A 16,484-nucleotide genomic window follows, 5' to 3' on the forward strand; every position below is an offset into this window, starting at 1 on the left:
GACCTCGATCCTGTGGAGGTGCTTGTCAGGCCCAATTGAGGCCGCGTCGGGAGACGAACCGGCGGGGTTCCCCGTCGACCGGGTCCGGGAATTCCAACGAATAGGCCAGCAGGCGCAGCGGGGTGGAGAAGTCGTCGATCTCCGTGGGCAGCACGTCCGGGTAGAGGGGGTCTCCGAGGAGGGGGATGCCGAGCTGGTCGAAGTGCGCGCGGATCTGGTGGGTCTTCCCGGTGAGCGGCCGCACCTCGTAGAGCGCGTGGCTGCCGCGCACCTCGACGATGTCGATCTCCGTGAAGGCGTTGGGTTCGCGCTCCAGGGTCTCGGCCTGCATGGTGCCGACGCGCTTGATGAGGTGCGACTCCACGCGCCGCGGGAAGCTGAGCCCCTCGTCGAACGGGGCGATGGCCCGGTACACCTTCACCGCCGTTCGTTCCGTGAACACGGAGTGGTAGGCGGCGCGCCAGCGCTTCTCGGTGGTCATCAGCAGCACGCCGGCCGTTCCGCGGTCCAGGCGGTGCGCGGCGGACAGCTCCGGCAGGTCCAACGCCTGGCGGGCCTTGACCACGGCGCTCTGCACGACGTGCCGGCCGCGGGGGATGGTGGAGAGGAAGTGCGGCTTGTCCAACACGACGATGCGCTCGTCGCGGTGGAGGACGGTCAGTTCGCCGGGCACCTCCGCCTCGTCGCGGAGTTCGCGGTGGAACCAGACGAAGGTGTGCGGGCGGTAGACCTCGCGCCCGGTCCAGGGCCGGCCTCGGTCGTCGACGAACGCGCCGCGGGCGAGCATCTCGTCGACGTCCTCCGGCGAGGTGGCGAGTTTGTGGACGAGCCATTCGCGCATGGTGGGCCAGGGGAGGGCGTTGTCAGGATCCCTGTCCGGGGTGCGCACCCACGCTGCCTGCAGCCCGTGACGGGGCGGCAGCGGCGACCTGGGTGGCATGTTCTCCTCCGAATTGGCGGCGAGGGTGGGATTCGAACCCACGGAGCGTTGCCACTCGGCCGCTTTCAAGGCGGCTGCACTAGTCCACTATGCGACCTCGCCAGTGCCCCACCATGGTAGCGGGTGACGGCAGGTAGGCTCAGCGCATGGCAGAGACGGTCTACCTCATCCAGCCGCGTCCCCCTGTGCGGGCCTTCGCGATCGCCGCAGTGAGCAGCCTGCTGGGCGCGGTGCTCCTGGTCGCGTCGCTGAGCTCCGGTTGGCACGTGCTCTGGGCGGTGCTGGGCGGCGTCGTGATGGTGACCGGGCTGGTCCTCCTGGTGCTGGCGTTCACGTCGATGAGCCGCCTGGCGGTGGAGGTCACGTTCGACGACGACGGCTACCGCGTGCGCGGCCGCGAGGTCGAGGGTGAGGGTCGCTGGCTCGACGTGAGCAAGGTCACCCAGACCCAGAGCGGCACCCGGGTGACCATTCATCACGGGCACGAGCGGGCCACCTACCTGATGTTCCCGGGCAACGACCCGAAGCAGGTCGACGACGTCGTCACCGATCTCCGCGAGCGTCTCCGCACGGTCAAGGGAATTTAGGCCCCGACTACTCGGCTTCGCCGTTCCACGCACACGCGTCGGCGACGGTCTGCGCACCCTCCTGCAACTCCTCCGGCGTGCCGGAGGACGACGGTGACGCCGTGGTCTCTTCATCGGCGGGCGCCGGCGTCGAGGGGGCTGCCGAGGTGGGGGCAACCGACGTGGGCGCGACCGCCGTGGGCGTGGGCGACGGCGGGTTCAGCGCATCCTCGACGGACTGGCGCATCGCCTCGAAATCCGGGTCTGCGTAGGAGTAGCCGTTCTTGCCCGGCGAGTAGACCAGCCGCTGCACCTTGGCGTCCTTGACGCGGAACGCCAGCTGCACGAAGGCCTTGAGGTCGCGCTGGGGGATGTCGGTGGTGACCATGTGGGACGCGGCCTGCGCGATGCCCTCGTAGCTGGTCAGCATCGTGGCCGGGTTCGCCTGCTTGATCACCGCGTCGATCAGGCACGACTGGCGCGCCATGCGGGAGTAGTCCGACGTGGTCTTGCGGCTCCGGGCGTACCACATGGCGTCGTAGCCGTTGAGGCGCTGGTTCGGGCCCGGCAGGAGGCAGCGGTCCTCATCGCGACAGTTGGTGGCGGTGCCCTTCGGCAACGGTTCGTTGATGTTGACGACGACGCCGCCCATGGCGTTGATGAGCTGCTGGAGACCGTCGATGTCGAGCATCATGAAGTAGTCGACTTCCAGGCCCGTGATGCCCTCGACGCCTTCCTTCAGGGCCTCCGCGCCGCGGTAGGTGTTGCCCTGCAGCAGGTTGGGGTAATCGAGTTCCACCTTGGCCCAGATGCTGTTGACCAGCCATTCCGCCTCTGGCTCGCCGCGGAAGCCCCTGGGGAACGTCTCGGCCATCTCGGAGTCCTCCGGGAACGGCGTGTACTGCACGTTGCGGGGGATCTGCACCAGCAGGGTGTCGCCGGTGGCGGTGTCGATGGAGGCCACCATGATGGTGTCGGTCCGGACGCTGTACTTCTCCACCTCGTCCGCGCGGGCCTCGTTACCGTCGGCGCCCAGCAGCAGCACGTTGACGCGGGGGACGTCCTTCCAGGGGTCCACCTGCGGTTCGGTGGCCAGCGTGGGGCGCGAGGTGGACTGCACGCCGCCGTCGCCGGTGTCGCCGCCGGGGCCGAAGACCCTCTCCACCAGCATGATCTGGTCGTGCGAGTAGCGGGCGCCCAACGCCGACGGTGCGCTGACGCCAAACGCCAGGGCGGCCACGATGGCGGCGCCCAGGAGCCTGCGCCCGTGCTGGAGGCCGCCGGGGCGGGTGGCGATGTGCGTGGTGGCGATGAGCGCCACCCACACCAGGCCCAGCACGATGAGGGAGACGCTGGCGCGGTTCAGGAAGTCGGGGTCGACGGCGATGCTGGCGAAGCTGGCGGTGTCGCGGAGCGCCCAGTTCAGGAAGTAGAGGCCCAGAGCCAGGGCGCCGAGCGCGGTTGCCGCGCCGACGACCTTCAACCAGCGCTGCGGCGCGCCCAGCAGGCCGGAGCCGGGCAGGATCGTCGACGCGGCGGTGAGCAGCAGGGAGGTGCGCAGCTTGCGGCGCTTCACCTCGTCGGGATGCAGCGCCGCCCCGGGCTCTCCGATGGGGGTGCCGCCGAGCGTCACGGCCGGGGGAGAGGGGCGCGGTTTCGCGGTGGGACGGGGCTTGGGTTCCTCGCCGAACGGCACGTCGGCCCACTCGTCGCGGGCCTGCAGGGCGCGTTGCGGGACGGGCGTCGGCTTGGCGCTGGCGCGGAACCAGCTGTGGTCCTCCATGCGGGAGCGGTGCAGCGCCGACGTCTCTTCCGAGCCCTCCTCGGGCAGGTCGAAATCAGGCTCGTCGCCGAGGCTGTAGCCCCGTCGCGGCTTGTCGTCGCTCATCCATGCTCCCTGGGTGGTCCTGCGCGCCAGTGTAACCCGCACTGTTTTGGCGCTCACCATTGTGCTCGGCTAGGCTGGTTCGGCACTGGAGGTGTCGCCTAGTCCGGTCTATGGCGCCCGCCTGCTAAGCGGGTTTCGAGCTTCAACTCGATCGCGGGTTCAAATCCCGCCACCTCCGCCAGTGAACCAGAACCCCCGTTTCGGGGGTTTCTGCGTCTCCGGGGCTTTCACCCCGCCGGCGTGACGCTCCGCGCCACTGTGCTCCATGCCCGCGGCCCTAGGCTGAAGCCATGGCTGGCCTCACTGATCTCGGCGCGATGCTGCGCGAACTCTCCCCCTCCGTGCGCGACGGGCGCTTCGTCTACGTGCTCCGGGCCGACGACACCCTCGACGACTACGACTGGGAGGCGCTCGAGGTGGAGGCCCAGGCCGTGATCGTGGAGGAGGAGGGCCGCACGCTGGTCCTCGAGGAGGAGGTGGCGCTCGACTACGGCAAGCCCTTCGACGGCGTCTTCGGCTGGATCACGCTCGAGGTGCATTCGTCCCTCCAGGCGGTGGGGCTGACCGCCGCCGTGTCGACCGCCCTCGCCGGGGCCGGGATCAGCTGCAACATGCTGGCCGGGCTGCACCATGACCACCTCCTGGTGCCCATCGACAGCGTCTCCAACGCGCTCGAGATCCTGGAGCGGCTCACCTCGACCCCGTGAGTGTCCTCCAGCTGGTCTCGCCCTGCCCGAATCGGTGGGGGTGACCCCATCTGAAGGACAGTTACCGGGTCAGCCCCCGTTCGTGGGCCAGGAGGTACTCCTTGCGGTCCACGCCCCCGGCGTAGCCGACGAGCTTCCCTGAGCTGCCCACCACCCTGTGGCAGGGCACCACGATGCTGATGGGGTTGCGGCCCACGGCCGTGCCGACAGCACGCGAGGCCGAGGGGCGGCCCAGTGCCGCGGCGATGTCCCCGTAGGTCAGCGTCTCGCCGTAGGGGATGGCGGCCATCTCCGACCACACGGAGCGCTGGAACTCCGTGCCCACCGGGTTCAGCGGCAGGTCGAAGACGGTGCGCTCACCGTCGAAGTACTCGCGCAGCTGCTGGGTGACCTCGGGGAGGGCGTCCTCCACCCGTTCGCCGAACGTCTCCGGGCCGGGCGCGTGCCGGTGCTCGCCCATGTAGATGGCCGCCAGCCCGCCGTCGCGCTCGACGATCGTGAGGGCGCCGATGGGGCTGTCCATGATGCTGTAGGTGCTCATTGATCCTCCGGGTGGCAGGCCGGACGGCCCGGGATGGTGTTGACGGCGTGGGGTGTGAGGGCCCACAGGTACTGGGTGGCGTAGCTGCGCCAGGGGCGCCAGGAGTCGTTGCCTGCGAGGCTGATGCCGAGTGCCTCGGCGCCGCGGACGACGCCGAGGTCGGTGGCGGGGAGGGCGTCGGGGTCGCCGAGCCCGCGCATCGCGATCATCTCGATGCTCCAGGGACCGATCCCCTTCAGGCCGGCCAGGGTGTGGCGAGCCTCGGCGCGGTCGGCCCCGACGCCCAGGTCGAGTTCGCCCCCGGCCAGCGCGCGGGCCAGCCGACGCAGCGTCTGGCGGCGCGAGTCTGGGAAGGCCAGCGCCGAGTCGGGGACCTCCGCCACGGCCTCGGCGGTGGGGAACAGGTGCGTGAGTCCCGGGACGGGGGTCTCAACGGCGGCGCCTACCGCCGCGACCAACCGCGCCCCGCGGGTCTGGGCCGCAGCGGTGGACACCTGCTGCCCGAGGACGATCCGCACGGCCAACTCGTCACCGTCGACGCTGCGAGGGATCCGGCGACCGGGATGTTTCCGCACGAGCGCGCCCAGGCGGGGGTCGCGGCCGAGGTGATCGGCGACGGCGTCGGGGTCGGCGTCGAGGTCGAGCAGGCGCCGCACCCGCGAGATGGCGGTGGGGAGTTGCGAGACGTCGGTGAGCCCGAGACGCGCACGGATGTTCCCGGCGCTGGCCGGCCACAGCGACACCACCCCGTAGCCCGAGGGGAGCCGCAGGGTCCGGTGGTAGGCGCCGTCGTGGAAGGACTCGACGCCGGGGATTGCGGTCGCGATGAGGTGGCCGAACACGTTGCAGAGGCAGAAGGGGGTGCGGGTGGGGAGGGTGAGGTCGACGAAGGTCAGGCCCCCACTCGACGGCGTGGGCCGCCGTCGGGTGCGGGCGCGCAGCTCGGTGGGGGTGGCGGCGTACACCTCGGCGATCGTGGCGTTGAACGAGCGGAGGCTGGAGAAGCCCGACGCGTAGGCGACATCCGTGAGGCGCAGGTCGGTCGCCTCCAGCAGGGTGCGTGCGGTGTGCGCCCGCCGCGTGCGGGCCAGGGCGACGGGCCCGGCGCCCACCCCGTCGGCGAGGAGTCGCTGCAACTGGCGCGGCGAGTAGCCCAGCGTGGCGGCCAGCCCCGGGACGCCCTCCCGGTCCACCGCGCCGTCGTCGATGAGGCGCATGGCCCTGGCGACGGTGTCGCCGCGCACGTCCCATTCCGGCGACCCCGGGGCCGCCCCCGGGAGGCAGCGCTTGCATGCGCGGAACCCGGCGGCCTGCGCGGCCGCGGCGGTGGGGTAGAACCGCACGTTGCCGGCCTGCGGGGTGCGCGCCGGGCAGGAGGGCCGGCAGTAGATGCCGGTGGACGTGACGCCGGTGTAGAACACCCCGTCGAAGCGCGCGTCCTTCGCGCGGATCGCCCTGAGGCAGGCGGCTTCGTCGGTGTGCATGCCTCCAGTGTGGCTGACGACGACTGCCTGAACTAGCAGGAATGCGACACGACGGTGACGCGGATTTCCGTGGACGAGGCCCCGTTTTGGCGAATCGGCGAAGAACCGCGTATAGTCTCTTCTTGCCCAAGCGCTCGTGGCTCAACGGATAGAGCATCTGACTACGGATCAGAAGGTTGCAGGTTCGAATCCTGCCGAGCGCGCCAGCGGAAGGCCTAGCCGGTCAATGACCGGCTAGGCCTTTCTTCATGTCATGGCAGCCACCCTTTTGCACGCGTTCTTGGCGGGATGAACGCCCGCCGCTGAGCCGATCCCCTGATTAAACTCGACCGATCCCCAACGCCGTCGGATCCAGCCGTCAGGCGCCCGATCAAGGAGAGTCGCGCATGGCCACGAAGAAGTCTCCCGCGAAGAAGTCCGCCAAGCCCCAGCAGGCCGCCGTCGACGAGGGCGCCCTCTCCGTTCCGCCGCCCGGCCCCGGTGTCGAGAACCCGGCCGTGGAGGAACCGACCGCCCCCACGGCGCCGCCCCCGCCCAAGCCCTCACAGCAGGGGCCCGACACGGTCACCCCGACGGGAGCGCCCACCGGGGCGCCTGCGGAGGCGGTGGGCCAGCAAGGCGAGTTCCTCACGACGTCGGTGGGCGCGCGGCTTCGTGAGACTGACCGCTCGCTCAAGGCCGGGCCCCGCGGGCCGATTCTCCTGCAGGACCACCACCTGCGGGAGAAGATCACCCATTTCGACCACGAGCGCATCCCTGAGCGGGTGGTCCACGCCCGTGGCACCGGCGCGCACGGCGTGTTCGTGGCCAACGGGCGCGCGACGAAGATCTGCCGCGCCGCGTTCCTGAAGAAGGGCGTCGAGACGCTGACGTTCGTGCGGTTCTCCACCGTCGTCGGGTTCCGTGGGTCGTCGGACACGGTGCGCGACACCCGCGGGTTCGCCACGAAGTTCTACACCTCTGAGGGCAACTACGACCTGGTGGGCAACAACATGCCGGTCTTCTTCATCCAGGACGGCATCAAGTTCCCCGATGTCGTCCACGCGGTCAAGCCCGAACCCGACAAGGAGATCCCCCAGGCGCAGAGCGCGCACGACACCTTCTGGGATTTCGTGACCCTGCACACCGAGGCGCAGGCCCACACGGCCTGGAACATGTCGGACCGCGGCATCCCGCTGTCGTATCGGATGATGGAGGGTTTCGGGGTCCACACGTTCCGCCTGATGAACGACGCCGGTGAGACCAGCCTGGTCAAGTTCCACTGGAAGCCGCGACAGGGCGTGCACTCCCAGGTGTGGGAAGAGACCCAGCTCACCGCCGGCAACGACCCCGACTTCCACCGTCGCGACCTCTACGACGCCATCGACGCTGGCGCCTACCCGGCCTGGGATCTAGGCGTGCAGGTGATGCCGGACACCGAGGAGGAGACGTTCGAGGGCATTGACCTGCTCGACCCGACGAAGCTCGTGCCCGAGGAGCTGTGCCCGGTGGAGATCATCGGCACCATGACGCTCAACCGGCGGCCCGTCAACTTCTTCGCCGAGACAGAGCAGGTGATGTTCAACCCCGCTCACCTGGTGCCCGGTATCGACTTCACCAATGACCCGCTCCTGCAGGCGCGGCTGTTCTCCTACGTCGACACACAGATCACCCGGCTGGGCGGCCCGAACTTCAGCCAGATACCCATCAACCGGGCCCATTGCCCAGTCAACGACATGTTCCGCGACGGCTTCCACCAGCACGCCGTGCACGGCGGGGTCGCGCCGTACAAGCCCAACTCCCTCGACGGCGGGAACCCTGCGGAGGCCACCGAGGACGACGCAGGATTCATCGACATCCCCACGCCGGTGGCGGGCGACAAGACGCGGGAACGCCCGGCGAGCTTCGAGGATCACTTCAGCCAGGCGACGCTGTTCGTCCGTTCCCTCAGCCCAGTTGAGCGGCAGCACCTGGCGCGGGCCTACACCTTCGAACTCGGCAAGTGCTACGAGGAGGCCATCAAGGTGCGCCAACTGGCATGCCTGGCCAACATCGACGCAGAACTCTGCGCCCAGGTCGCGCAGGGCCTCGGGCTGCCGGCGCCGAAGCCGACGGTTCCGCCAGTAGACGTCGAGCCCAGCCCGGCGCTGTCGCAGGTGGGCCAGAAGTGGCCTGTGACCGGGCGGAAGGTTGCACTCGTGGTCGACGCCGACACCGCCCCGAAGACGATCGCGGCGGCGAAGGACGCAGTGCTGGCCGCTGGGATGGTGCCGTTCGTCACGGCTCCGCACGGCGGCAAGCTCGGCGACGTGGTGGTGGATCGGACGTTCCTCACCGCCGCCTCGATCGAGTTCGACGCGGTGATCGTGGTTGACGCCCCCGAGCCTGCGCCGGATGCCCTTCCGACGTTCGACGCCAAGGCAGGCCAGGACACCGTCGGCCAACCGGTGGATCCGCGGGTGGTGAAGTTGGTGGCCGAGATGTACCGGCATTGCAAGGCGATCGGCGTCGAATCGGCGTCCGGTGAGGTGCTGGCGGCCGCCGGAGTGCCACTGGACGCTCCCGGCGTGCTGACCGGGGAGACTGAGGAACTCGTGGCCGGTCTGGCCGAGCTCCTGGCCAGCCATCGGGTGTGGGAGAGGTTCCCCGCACCCGCCCCGGCCAGCTGAGTCTGGGCCGGGCGCGGGAGTAGGCTGATGAGATGAGCGATGGCGCTTGCAGACGGATCTCCGTCGAGCCGGGGGAGTCCACGTCCCCCAGCGTGGAGTGCTTCGACGGCGTCTGGCGGATCCGCTCCACGGAGGCCGTCCGCCAGATCCTGAGGGAGCGCGACGCCACCACGCAGGCCGGCTTCAACTCCGAGTCCATCCCGGACGGCACCATGGCCGATCAGCCCATCCTGTTCGTGGACGGGCAGCCGCACCGGCAGCAGCGCAGCAAGATCGCCCGCTTCTTCGCGCCCAAGACGGTGGCCACCCGCTATCGCGGGCTGATGGAAGCGCGTGCAGACGCACTGGTGGCCGAGATGGCGGCCAAGGGCCGGGCACAACTCGACGACGTGTCGCTGCGCTATTCGACGGAGGTCGCGGCGAAGGTGATCGGCCTCACCGATTCACGTCGACGTGGGCTGGCGCGTCGTCTGGAGCGCTTGCTGGACCAGCCGGTCTACGACCCGGCCTCAGACCGAGCCGAGGGACCGGTCCGGGCAGCTCTTCGGGCGCTCCGCGGGGCGGCACCGATGGCCTGGTTCTACTTCTGGGACGTGCGCCCCGCCATCCGGGCCCGCAGGCGACAGCCGCAGGAAGACGTCATCAGCCACCTCATCGACGAGGGGTACGGCGCCCCGGCCATCCTCATCGAGTGCGTCACCTACGGCGCGGCGGGCATGGCCACCACCCGCGAGTTCATCTCGATGGCGGCCCTTCATCTGTTGCGCGACGACGCGCTGCGCTCGCGCTACGTCGCCGCGCCGGACAACGAGCGCTACGCGATCCTCCACGAGATCCTGCGGCTGGAGCCGATCATCGGTCACCTGTACCGGAGGGCGGAGAAGGAGTTCACGTTCACGGACGCGGGCGCCACCCACACGGTGCGGGCGGGGCAACTCCTCGACCTGCACATCCGCCAGGCAAATGCAGACCCGGCCACCGTCGGTGACTCGCCGTTGGACCTCTGCCCCGGCCGGGAACTGCCCCGCGGCATCGGCCCCGAGGTGATGAGCTTCGGCGACGGGCCCCACAAGTGCCCGGGCAACGCGTTGGCGATCCAGGAGTCCGACATCCTGCTGACGAGGCTTTTCGCGCACCCGGTCGCGCTGGTGGGTGAGCCGACACTCGGGTGGGACGAGGTCATCTCGGGCTACGCGCTGCGGGGCGTGACCGTCAACGTCGGTTGAGACCGCTCGATCAGACCGTGGCGTGCCATACCTCCGCGCTGCGCGAGAGGAGCTCTTCGAGGCTGGGGCCGTCGGTTCGCTCTGCGTGGTGGTCATCTGGGCAGGGTGGTGCCTTGGGCGGTGGGGTGAGTTCGCGGAGCAGGTGGCGGGGGTGTTGTCGTGGTGTGCGGGCGGGGTCGATGTGCCGGGGTGGGGTGAACCAGGGCATCCCTGTGACGGGGTCGAGGTGGACCTGCCATTGGGATTCGGCCGACTGTTGCGGGTCTGGCTCAACGAGACGGTGGTGGTGGGGACAGAGCAAGACCGCGTTGACAAGGGAGGATTCGCCGCCGGCCCACCAGGGGATGATGTGGTGTGCTTCGCAGGAGGCGGGGCGGGCGGTGCAGCCGGGGAACGCGCAGCCGCCGTCGCGCAGGGCCAGCGCGGTGCGGATGGCGGCGGGAAACAGCCGATGCTTGCGCCCCACATCCAGCGGCTGAGAGGCCGTGCCGAGCACGACGGGGATCAACTCCGCGTCGCAGGCGAGGCGGCGGGCGTCGCCGGCGGAAAGGCCGTCGAGATCCTCCGCCCCAACGATGCCGACGTGGCCGAGGCCGGTGAGCAGGGTGTCGTACCCCAGGGTGATGTGGACCTGCGGCCGGTCCCCGCCGTGGGCGGGCAGCTGCCCGGTGGCCGCGGCGGCCTGGGCCAGCAGCATCAGCGCGTCGGCGCGGCGTACCTCCCGGCCAGGGAGTTCTCCCGCCTCGCGGTAGGACGACAGGGGTGGCTCGACGGCGTCGAGTTGCGCCTCGAGCAGGCTGGCGTGGGCGGTAGGCAGCAGCCCGACGACTCTGGTGCCGCCGTGGTGGTCTGGGGTGAAGCGCAGGTAGCGGTTGCGCATCGCGGCGCGGTCTTGGGCATCGAGGCGTTGTTGGGCGGCGGCGTCTGCGCCGTCTGGGTCCACGAGTTCGTGGAGGCGGGTGGCGAGGGCGCGCAGTTCCGTGGGGCCGAGGGTGTCGGCGTGTTCGAGGATGGTTTCCTGGCATTGCACCAGGTCTGCTCGGGTGAGGGAGCGGGGGAGTTTCCGCAGCCCGTCGACGATGCCCTCGGCCTGGGCGAGGGAGATGGCGCCCTCGTGGAGGGCGGCGGCGATCAGCGGGAAGCGTTCGGCCAGGTCTGTGGCGAGTTTCAGGGAGGCGACCGCCTGGCCGGTGGTGGTGCGTACCGAGTGGCGTACCTGGTCGATGACGGGTGCGGCGGCGGCGAGCCGGGCCTCGTGGATGAGGTGCAGCCGCAGCCCGGCCAGCTGGGCCTCGGCCTCTGCCACCGCGGCCATCATGCCGGCCAGCCGACTGGCCGTGTCCGAGCCGGTTCCGAACGAGGGCACGGCGTCCCAGAGCGCGGCGATGTACCGCTGCCCCAGATCCCGCATGTCGTCCATACAAGCTATTAAAATAGCCAGCACTGACAAAACCGTGCCCGCTGACCCAAGAGTGAGAAAATGACGCAGAAATTCCTCACGGAGAGCTGCGGTCTCTCCGTCGGACCCGCAGACAGCCCCGCCCAATGGGGCCTGGACCGGCAAGGCGGGGGACAGCCCCCCGCCCAGCCTGGGTCAGGCTCCGGTGAGGATCAGGGCGTGAACATCACGATGTTGTTGAACACCCACTCGTTGCTCTGCGAGAACGAGTACCCACCCGACGCTTTCGGCGTCGCCCGGTACACCGTCGTCATCGTGTACGAACGGCATCCACCACGGCCGGTGGCAGCGGTGTCACATTCCGTGCGCCACTTGCGACCATCCGCAGCAGTCCATGCTGCCGTGTGGCCGAGCGGGTTGCCCGCCCACGCCTCACGCGCCATGAACGGGAGGTACGTCAGGTTGTTGAAGGCCCATCCGGTCTTCACCTCGAACGTGCCGTCCTTCAACACCACCTGCGAAGCCCAGATGTTCGTGCGGCAGCGCTGCGTCCGCGAGTAGTCCTCGCAGGCGGTGAACCACAGCCGCCCGTTGAACTCATGGGTGCCCGGCATCGTGTACGGAACCGTCCGCACATAAACCGGCCGCTGCGATTGCGACCGCGTCGGCGTGGGAGTGGCGGTGGGGGCGACCGTTGGCTTGGAGGTCACCGTCGGCGTCGGGGAGGGCGTCGGGGACGGCGTAGGTGTGGGAGTGGGGGTGGGGGTGGGAGTCGGTGGCTCGGTGCAGCGCACGCGCGCGTCGGCCCAGTCGGCGTGATCGTAGTTCTCGCCGTCGACCGCGTCGACCGCCAACGTCATGACGTCGACGCCGACCATGGACACGCTGACCGGCTTGGCTGCATCAGCGCCGGCGGCGGCAACTCGCGCGACCTCGACGCCGTCAGCGAGCACCACGAAGTCGACGCGGCCGTAGTTGCCGACCTCGTCGTCCAGCCCGACCTCGGCGTCGAAGGACTCGCACACGCCGCCCAGGTACACGCGAACTTCACTGGGCGCGTGCGCGCCCAGCCCGGTTTCGTAGATCTTGCCGCCGATGGTGAGGGGTAGGCCGTCGCCGAGGGCTTGGTTGCCGACGCTCGTGTCGCGTTCAACCGGTCCCCAGCCGTTGGTGCTGCTGAGCCATTCCACCGCGGACACCTGCGTCGTCCCGGCAGCAGGCGGGACCAGCGCCAGCGCCGTCGCGCGGTCGGTGGTGCGCATCACGCCGGACTTCCCGTCCCAGGTGGCTGAAGACTCGAAGACGGCCGCCCCGGCCGCCGGGGAATCCGGCTCCACGTCCACCGTCAGCGTCGCGGATTGGCCGGGTTCGATCTGTGCAGCGACGCTCGACGTGGCGCTCGTCGCCAGCCAGCCGTCGGGAACAACGGCCTCGAGGCGCACGTTGCGGACGGACTCCGTGCCGTCGTTGTGCAGGCGCACCGTCAGCTCGAACGGGGTGTCCAGGTTGAGGTAGGGCGGCACGTCGGTTTCGAGCGTGGTCATCGCCTCGAGGTCCTGCTGCGTGGGGGCGCCGATCACGAACAGTGCCGCGTCGTGTCCTGCCACACGCGCGCGAACGGCGTCGGAGGCGGCGTAGGCACGGCCGGACCAGACGTCGGTCACCTGCTGCGACGCCCCGTCGGGTCGCCCGACCTCCGCCGGGTCGACGGAGATGGTGCGCGCTTCGGTCCCCCGGTTGATCAGCAGCACGGCCGTCGAGCCGTCTTCCATCTGCTTCACCCAGACGTCCTCGTCACCGTTGTGGCGCAGCCGGGTGCCGATCTCCCCGCTCCAATCCTGGTCGATCTCGATGACTCGAGGGTTGGTGAGCAACTCACGCACCCATGGCTCCATCGACCTGACGTCGTTGCCGGCGATCAGGGGAGCGTTCGTGATGGCCCACAGACCCATATGGACGCGGGACTCGCCGGGCGTGAGGCCTGGGACGTCGTTGCCGAGGAACCGGTTCACGCCCACCACGAGCATGTCCGGATCGGCCCAACTGTTGGGCCCCGCATAGGGCGCCATCTCGGCCTGGAAATCGCCGTTGCTCATCATCACGGACCACTCGGCCCGGATGTCATAGGTGGTGCGATAGAAGTGTCCGACCTGATCCGTGCCGTTCCACAGCCAGTCGCGACCCTCGCCCCAGTCGCACAGGCTGAACAGCATGTCGCGACCCGTGGCGGCGATGGCGTCGGCCATGGCCTGGTAGCGCTCCTGCTCCTCGAGACCGCCGTGGCCGCCGCAGTTGTCGTACTTGACCAGGTCGACGCCCCAGTCGGCCCACTGCTGCGCGTCGGACATCTCGTAGCCGAGCGAGGCCGGGTAGCCGGCACAGGTGGTGGTGCCGGCCGACGAATAGATGCCGAGCTTCAGGCCCAACCCGTGGACGTAATCCGCGACGCCCTTGATGCCCTGCGGAAACTTCACTGGATCAGGTACGAGCTTGCCATCGGCGGAGCGGCTCATGGTCGACCAGCAGTCGTCGATGTTGACGTACTCGTAGCCTGCGGCCGCCATGCCGCTTTCGACGAGAGCATCCGCGGTCTGCTCGATGAGGTCAGCGGAGATGTCACATCCAAAGGTGTTCCAGCTGCTCCATCCCATCGGCGGGGTGGGGGCCAGGCTTCCGAGTGGATGCTCCTCGGGGGCCACCGCGACGGTGGGGTCGGGGACCGGAGCGGCGGCCGAAGGGCTTGACGTCACCGTCGCGACCGACAAAGCCAGGGCTGGGACAAGAGCGAGTACGGCCGTTCGGGAAAAGCGTGAGCGCATTGATACTCCATTGAATCGATGTCCCACCACCGTGCTGTAGCGCGACGACCAGGTTCAGCAAGTCCTGGACAATCGATCACAGACCTTGGCCACCTTGACGGCGGCGCGTCCGGCCACGGCTGGCAGCGGCGAGGTGCGGCTTGTACCCCAAAGGGCGTCCCCGCCGCCCCATCCAGGTGCTTGACTGGAAGATCACCCGAGGAGGCAGACATGCCCAACGCAGATCACGTCCGGCGATCCACCCCAGACAAGGTGCAGCAACGCCTCGATGAAGAACGGCTCCAGCGCGTGGCCGCCCTGGCCGACGCCCCCGTCGATGTCATCACCCAGCACATCAAGGACCTCGACAGGGCGTGGGACGTGGAGCGCGTGCTCGAAGCGAACGCGTCCACCCTGATGCTGCTCAGCCTCGGGCTGGCGCGCCTGCACTCCCGCAAGTGGCTGTGGCTGACCGCCGCGGTGCCCTCGTTCCTGCTGCAGCACGCCATCCAGGGGTGGTGCCCGCCCATCGAGGTGATCCGGCGGCTGAACGTGCGCACCCGCAAGGAGATCGAGGTGGAACGCACGGCTCTGAAGGCCCTGCGGGGCGACTTCGCCGACCTCAACTTCGAGGGACTCGACCCGGTGAGCGCCGCTCGCGCAGCGATCGAGGCCGCGGAGGAACCGCGGCCCGCCTGACCACCCTCAGACGCCCTCGTGGTTCCCCGTCGCGCTGACGTACACGCGGTCCAACGCTGCCCGCAGGGCCTCGCGCACCTCGTCGGCCAGCGGTTTCATCTCGGGGTTGTCGGTGATGGCGACCATCGTCTCCGGGTCGATCGCCTCCACGACGGTGACGCCGGCCGTGTGCCGCACCACCACGTTGCACGGCAACAGCACGCCGAGCGACGGCTCGATCTGCAGGCCCTTGTAGGCGAACCCCGGGTTGCAGGCGCCGAGGATGATCTGGTCGTCGACGTCGACGTCCAGCTTGTTCTTGAGCGTCTGCTTCAGGTTGATTTCCGTGAGGATGCCGAAGCCGCTCTGGGCGAGGGAATCCTTGGTGAGCGCCACCACCTCGTCGAAGGGGCGCTCCAGGTCGATGCGAAGTCCGTAGTTCATGTCAACCTCCTGGCATCGATCATGCTCCGTTCAGTGCCTTGGCGTGGGGTGTGCGGAGAATTGGCGACGGAAGTGCTGCGCGGGCTCCCGTAACGATCTGGACTCGGCCGTGCTCGGTCCGCGCGCGTCCGCGCAGCACGGGCGTAGCCTCAACCTCACCGAGCCGATGGAGGAGGCGCCATGTGGGGGAAAGCTGGGCTGCGGAGCGTCGTGGGAGCTGTCGTCGCGCTGCTGATGACGCTGCTGTTGGCGGCTTGCGCCGGTGGCGATGGGGCCACTGTGGATTCACCCGCGGGTGGCCCCGCTCCGGATGCCGGCGGTGGCTCCGTGGGCATGCCCCAGAAGGACGGTGATGAGGATTCCGGCGGCGGGGACCGCCTGATCATCCGGTCGAAGGTGCTCCGCCTGGAGGTGGAGAGCACGCCGGACGCGGTGACGAAGATCCGCGACCTGGCCCGCAGCCACGAGGGCACCGTCACCGACATGCAGGTGGCCACCGACACCGACGAATGGCTCTACCGCTACGGCGAGGACGGTGCGCCCGCGGGAGACGGGTCGGCGTTGCGCGGCTGGGTGACCACGCGCGTCCCCGCCGAGACCTACGAGGATTTCCTCGCCGAGGTGGCCGCGCTCGGGGTCGTGAAGTTCCAGTCCGAGGCCACCAGCGACGTCACCCAGGAGCACGTCGATCTCTCCGCGCGGCTGGACAACCTGCGAGCCCAGGAGGTGCGCCTGCGTGAGTTTTTCGACGCGGCCAAGGACGTCAAGGACATGCTGGCCATCGAGACCGAGCTGGCCCGGGTGCGGGGCGAGATCGAATCGCTCGACGCGCAGGTGACCTACCTGGAGCGGCAGGCCGCGATGGCGACGGTGACGATCGAGCTGGTCGAACCCCGCGCCGTGGTGAGCCCCGGCGGCGAGTCGTGGGGCTTCGGCGAAGCCATCACCGACGGCATCCGCGGCGCCGCCGGCCTGTTGACCGGGCTGCTGACGCTGCTGATCGCCACCGCCCCTGTGTGGCTGGTGGCCTTGGTGCTGTTCTTCCCGCTGCGCGCGTGGCTGCGGCGGCGGGCCGGGCGCCGTGCGGCGCCTCTAGGAGAGCCGATAACGCCAGCCGAAGAACGCTCAGCTTGAATGGCAAGGTGCCCCTAGCCAGGATCGGCTT

13 protein-coding genes and 3 tRNA genes are annotated in these 16,484 nt (G+C 69.5%); 8 read left to right on the forward strand and 8 right to left on the reverse strand.

Annotation, left to right across the window (positions count from 1 at the left end):
• Nucleotides 1–25: 25 nt before the first annotated feature.
• Together ACZK4S_RS10420 and ACZK4S_RS10425 are read right to left on the reverse strand one after the other, a co-directional pair.
• Entirely contained in the window at nt 26–841 is an 816-nt protein-coding gene (locus ACZK4S_RS10420) for a pseudouridine synthase (protein WP_198928330.1), read from the reverse strand.
• Between the two features lie 113 nt (nt 842–954).
• Nucleotides 955–1,042 (reverse strand) — tRNA-Ser (locus tag ACZK4S_RS10425).
• Nucleotides 1,043–1,086: 44 nt separating this feature from the next.
• On the opposite strand from ACZK4S_RS10425, the gene ACZK4S_RS10430 reads away from it, so the two are divergent.
• The gene (locus ACZK4S_RS10430; protein ID WP_463644200.1) at nt 1,087–1,527 is read left to right on the forward strand and encodes a hypothetical protein; all 441 of its coding nucleotides are present in this window, start codon (nt 1,087–1,089) and stop codon (nt 1,525–1,527) included.
• Nucleotides 1,528–1,534: 7 nt separating this feature from the next.
• On the opposite strand, the gene ACZK4S_RS10435 is transcribed toward ACZK4S_RS10430, so the two are convergent.
• Nucleotides 1,535–3,394, reverse strand: a complete 1,860-nt coding sequence (locus ACZK4S_RS10435; RefSeq protein ID WP_463644201.1) for an LCP family protein — start codon at nt 3,392–3,394, stop codon at nt 1,535–1,537.
• An 87-nt stretch (nt 3,395–3,481) separates the two neighbouring features.
• Between ACZK4S_RS10435 and ACZK4S_RS10440 the strand changes: the two genes are divergently transcribed.
• Nucleotides 3,482–3,575 (forward strand) — tRNA-Ser (locus tag ACZK4S_RS10440).
• Between the two features lie 109 nt (nt 3,576–3,684).
• The gene (locus ACZK4S_RS10445) at nt 3,685–4,101 is read left to right on the forward strand and encodes an ACT domain-containing protein (RefSeq protein ID WP_463644202.1); all 417 of its coding nucleotides are present in this window, start codon (nt 3,685–3,687) and stop codon (nt 4,099–4,101) included.
• A gap of 61 nt (nt 4,102–4,162) precedes the next feature.
• Here the strand turns inward: ACZK4S_RS10445 and ACZK4S_RS10450 are convergent, their stop codons facing one another.
• Nucleotides 4,163–4,642 carry a methylated-DNA--[protein]-cysteine S-methyltransferase gene (locus ACZK4S_RS10450; protein WP_463644203.1) on the reverse strand — a complete coding sequence of 160 codons (480 nt, stop codon included), beginning with the start codon at nt 4,640–4,642 and terminating at the stop codon, nt 4,163–4,165.
• Nucleotides 4,639–6,126: an AlkA N-terminal domain-containing protein gene (locus ACZK4S_RS10455; RefSeq protein WP_463644204.1), complete on the reverse strand. Its 1,488-nt coding sequence runs from the start codon at nt 6,124–6,126 to the stop codon at nt 4,639–4,641. Before ACZK4S_RS10455 ends, ACZK4S_RS10450 begins: the two co-directional genes overlap by 4 nt.
• Before the next feature lie 130 nt (nt 6,127–6,256).
• On the opposite strand from ACZK4S_RS10455, the gene ACZK4S_RS10460 reads away from it, so the two are divergent.
• The 3 genes from ACZK4S_RS10460 to ACZK4S_RS10470 all read left to right on the forward strand — a co-directional run bounded on the left by ACZK4S_RS10460 (nt 6,257) and on the right by ACZK4S_RS10470 (nt 10,000).
• Nucleotides 6,257–6,332, forward strand: a tRNA-Arg gene (locus ACZK4S_RS10460).
• Nucleotides 6,333–6,512: 180 nt separating this feature from the next.
• Nucleotides 6,513–8,774 (forward strand): catalase, encoded by a 2,262-nt coding sequence (locus ACZK4S_RS10465; RefSeq protein WP_463644205.1) that lies wholly within the window; start codon nt 6,513–6,515, stop codon nt 8,772–8,774.
• 32 nt (nt 8,775–8,806) lie between these two features.
• Nucleotides 8,807–10,000, forward strand: a complete 1,194-nt coding sequence (locus ACZK4S_RS10470) for a cytochrome P450 (RefSeq protein WP_463644206.1) — start codon at nt 8,807–8,809, stop codon at nt 9,998–10,000.
• A 10-nt stretch (nt 10,001–10,010) separates the two neighbouring features.
• Here the strand turns inward: ACZK4S_RS10470 and ACZK4S_RS10475 are convergent, their stop codons facing one another.
• Both ACZK4S_RS10475 and ACZK4S_RS10480 read right to left on the reverse strand, forming a co-directional pair.
• Entirely contained in the window at nt 10,011–11,420 is a 1,410-nt protein-coding gene (locus tag ACZK4S_RS10475) for an HNH endonuclease (protein WP_463644207.1), read from the reverse strand.
• A 191-nt stretch (nt 11,421–11,611) separates the two neighbouring features.
• The gene (locus ACZK4S_RS10480) at nt 11,612–14,149 is read right to left on the reverse strand and encodes an NPCBM/NEW2 domain-containing protein (RefSeq protein ID WP_463644208.1); all 2,538 of its coding nucleotides are present in this window, start codon (nt 14,147–14,149) and stop codon (nt 11,612–11,614) included.
• 279 nt (nt 14,150–14,428) lie between these two features.
• On the opposite strand from ACZK4S_RS10480, the gene ACZK4S_RS10485 reads away from it, so the two are divergent.
• The gene (locus ACZK4S_RS10485; protein ID WP_463644209.1) at nt 14,429–14,896 is read left to right on the forward strand and encodes a YgaP family membrane protein; all 468 of its coding nucleotides are present in this window, start codon (nt 14,429–14,431) and stop codon (nt 14,894–14,896) included.
• Nucleotides 14,897–14,902: 6 nt separating this feature from the next.
• Here ACZK4S_RS10485 and ACZK4S_RS10490 read toward each other — a convergent pair whose 3' ends face one another.
• Nucleotides 14,903–15,319 carry a DUF302 domain-containing protein gene (locus ACZK4S_RS10490; protein ID WP_463644210.1) on the reverse strand — a complete coding sequence of 139 codons (417 nt, stop codon included), beginning with the start codon at nt 15,317–15,319 and terminating at the stop codon, nt 14,903–14,905.
• 180 nt (nt 15,320–15,499) lie between these two features.
• Between ACZK4S_RS10490 and ACZK4S_RS10495 the strand changes: the two genes are divergently transcribed.
• A complete protein-coding gene (locus ACZK4S_RS10495; protein WP_463644211.1) occupies nt 15,500–16,453 on the forward strand; it encodes a DUF4349 domain-containing protein in 954 nt (317 codons plus the stop codon).
• Nucleotides 16,454–16,484: the final 31 nt, after the last annotated feature.

It is taken from the genome of Tessaracoccus zhenghani (genome assembly GCF_055326325.1).

What these genes read in the sequence shown, in the direction of transcription:
- ACZK4S_RS10495 (WP_463644211.1), top strand. Translation starts at nt 15,500, where the DNA reads ATGTGGGGGAAAGCTGGGCTGCGGAGCGTCGTGGGAGCTGTCGTCGCG.
- ACZK4S_RS10470 (WP_463644206.1), top strand. Translation starts at nt 8,807, where the DNA reads ATGAGCGATGGCGCTTGCAGACGGATCTCCGTCGAGCCGGGGGAGTCC.
- ACZK4S_RS10450 (WP_463644203.1), bottom strand. Translation starts at nt 4,642, where the DNA reads ATGAGCACCTACAGCATCATGGACAGCCCCATCGGCGCCCTCACGATC.
- ACZK4S_RS10475 (WP_463644207.1), bottom strand. Translation starts at nt 11,420, where the DNA reads ATGGACGACATGCGGGATCTGGGGCAGCGGTACATCGCCGCGCTCTGG.
- ACZK4S_RS10465 (WP_463644205.1), top strand. Translation starts at nt 6,513, where the DNA reads ATGGCCACGAAGAAGTCTCCCGCGAAGAAGTCCGCCAAGCCCCAGCAG.
- ACZK4S_RS10445 (WP_463644202.1), top strand. Translation starts at nt 3,685, where the DNA reads ATGGCTGGCCTCACTGATCTCGGCGCGATGCTGCGCGAACTCTCCCCC.
- ACZK4S_RS10490 (WP_463644210.1), bottom strand. Translation starts at nt 15,319, where the DNA reads ATGAACTACGGACTTCGCATCGACCTGGAGCGCCCCTTCGACGAGGTG.
- ACZK4S_RS10485 (WP_463644209.1), top strand. Translation starts at nt 14,429, where the DNA reads ATGCCCAACGCAGATCACGTCCGGCGATCCACCCCAGACAAGGTGCAG.
- ACZK4S_RS10430 (WP_463644200.1), top strand. Translation starts at nt 1,087, where the DNA reads ATGGCAGAGACGGTCTACCTCATCCAGCCGCGTCCCCCTGTGCGGGCC.
- ACZK4S_RS10420 (WP_198928330.1), bottom strand. Translation starts at nt 841, where the DNA reads ATGCGCGAATGGCTCGTCCACAAACTCGCCACCTCGCCGGAGGACGTC.
- ACZK4S_RS10455 (WP_463644204.1), bottom strand. Translation starts at nt 6,126, where the DNA reads ATGCACACCGACGAAGCCGCCTGCCTCAGGGCGATCCGCGCGAAGGAC.
- ACZK4S_RS10435 (WP_463644201.1), bottom strand. Translation starts at nt 3,394, where the DNA reads ATGAGCGACGACAAGCCGCGACGGGGCTACAGCCTCGGCGACGAGCCT.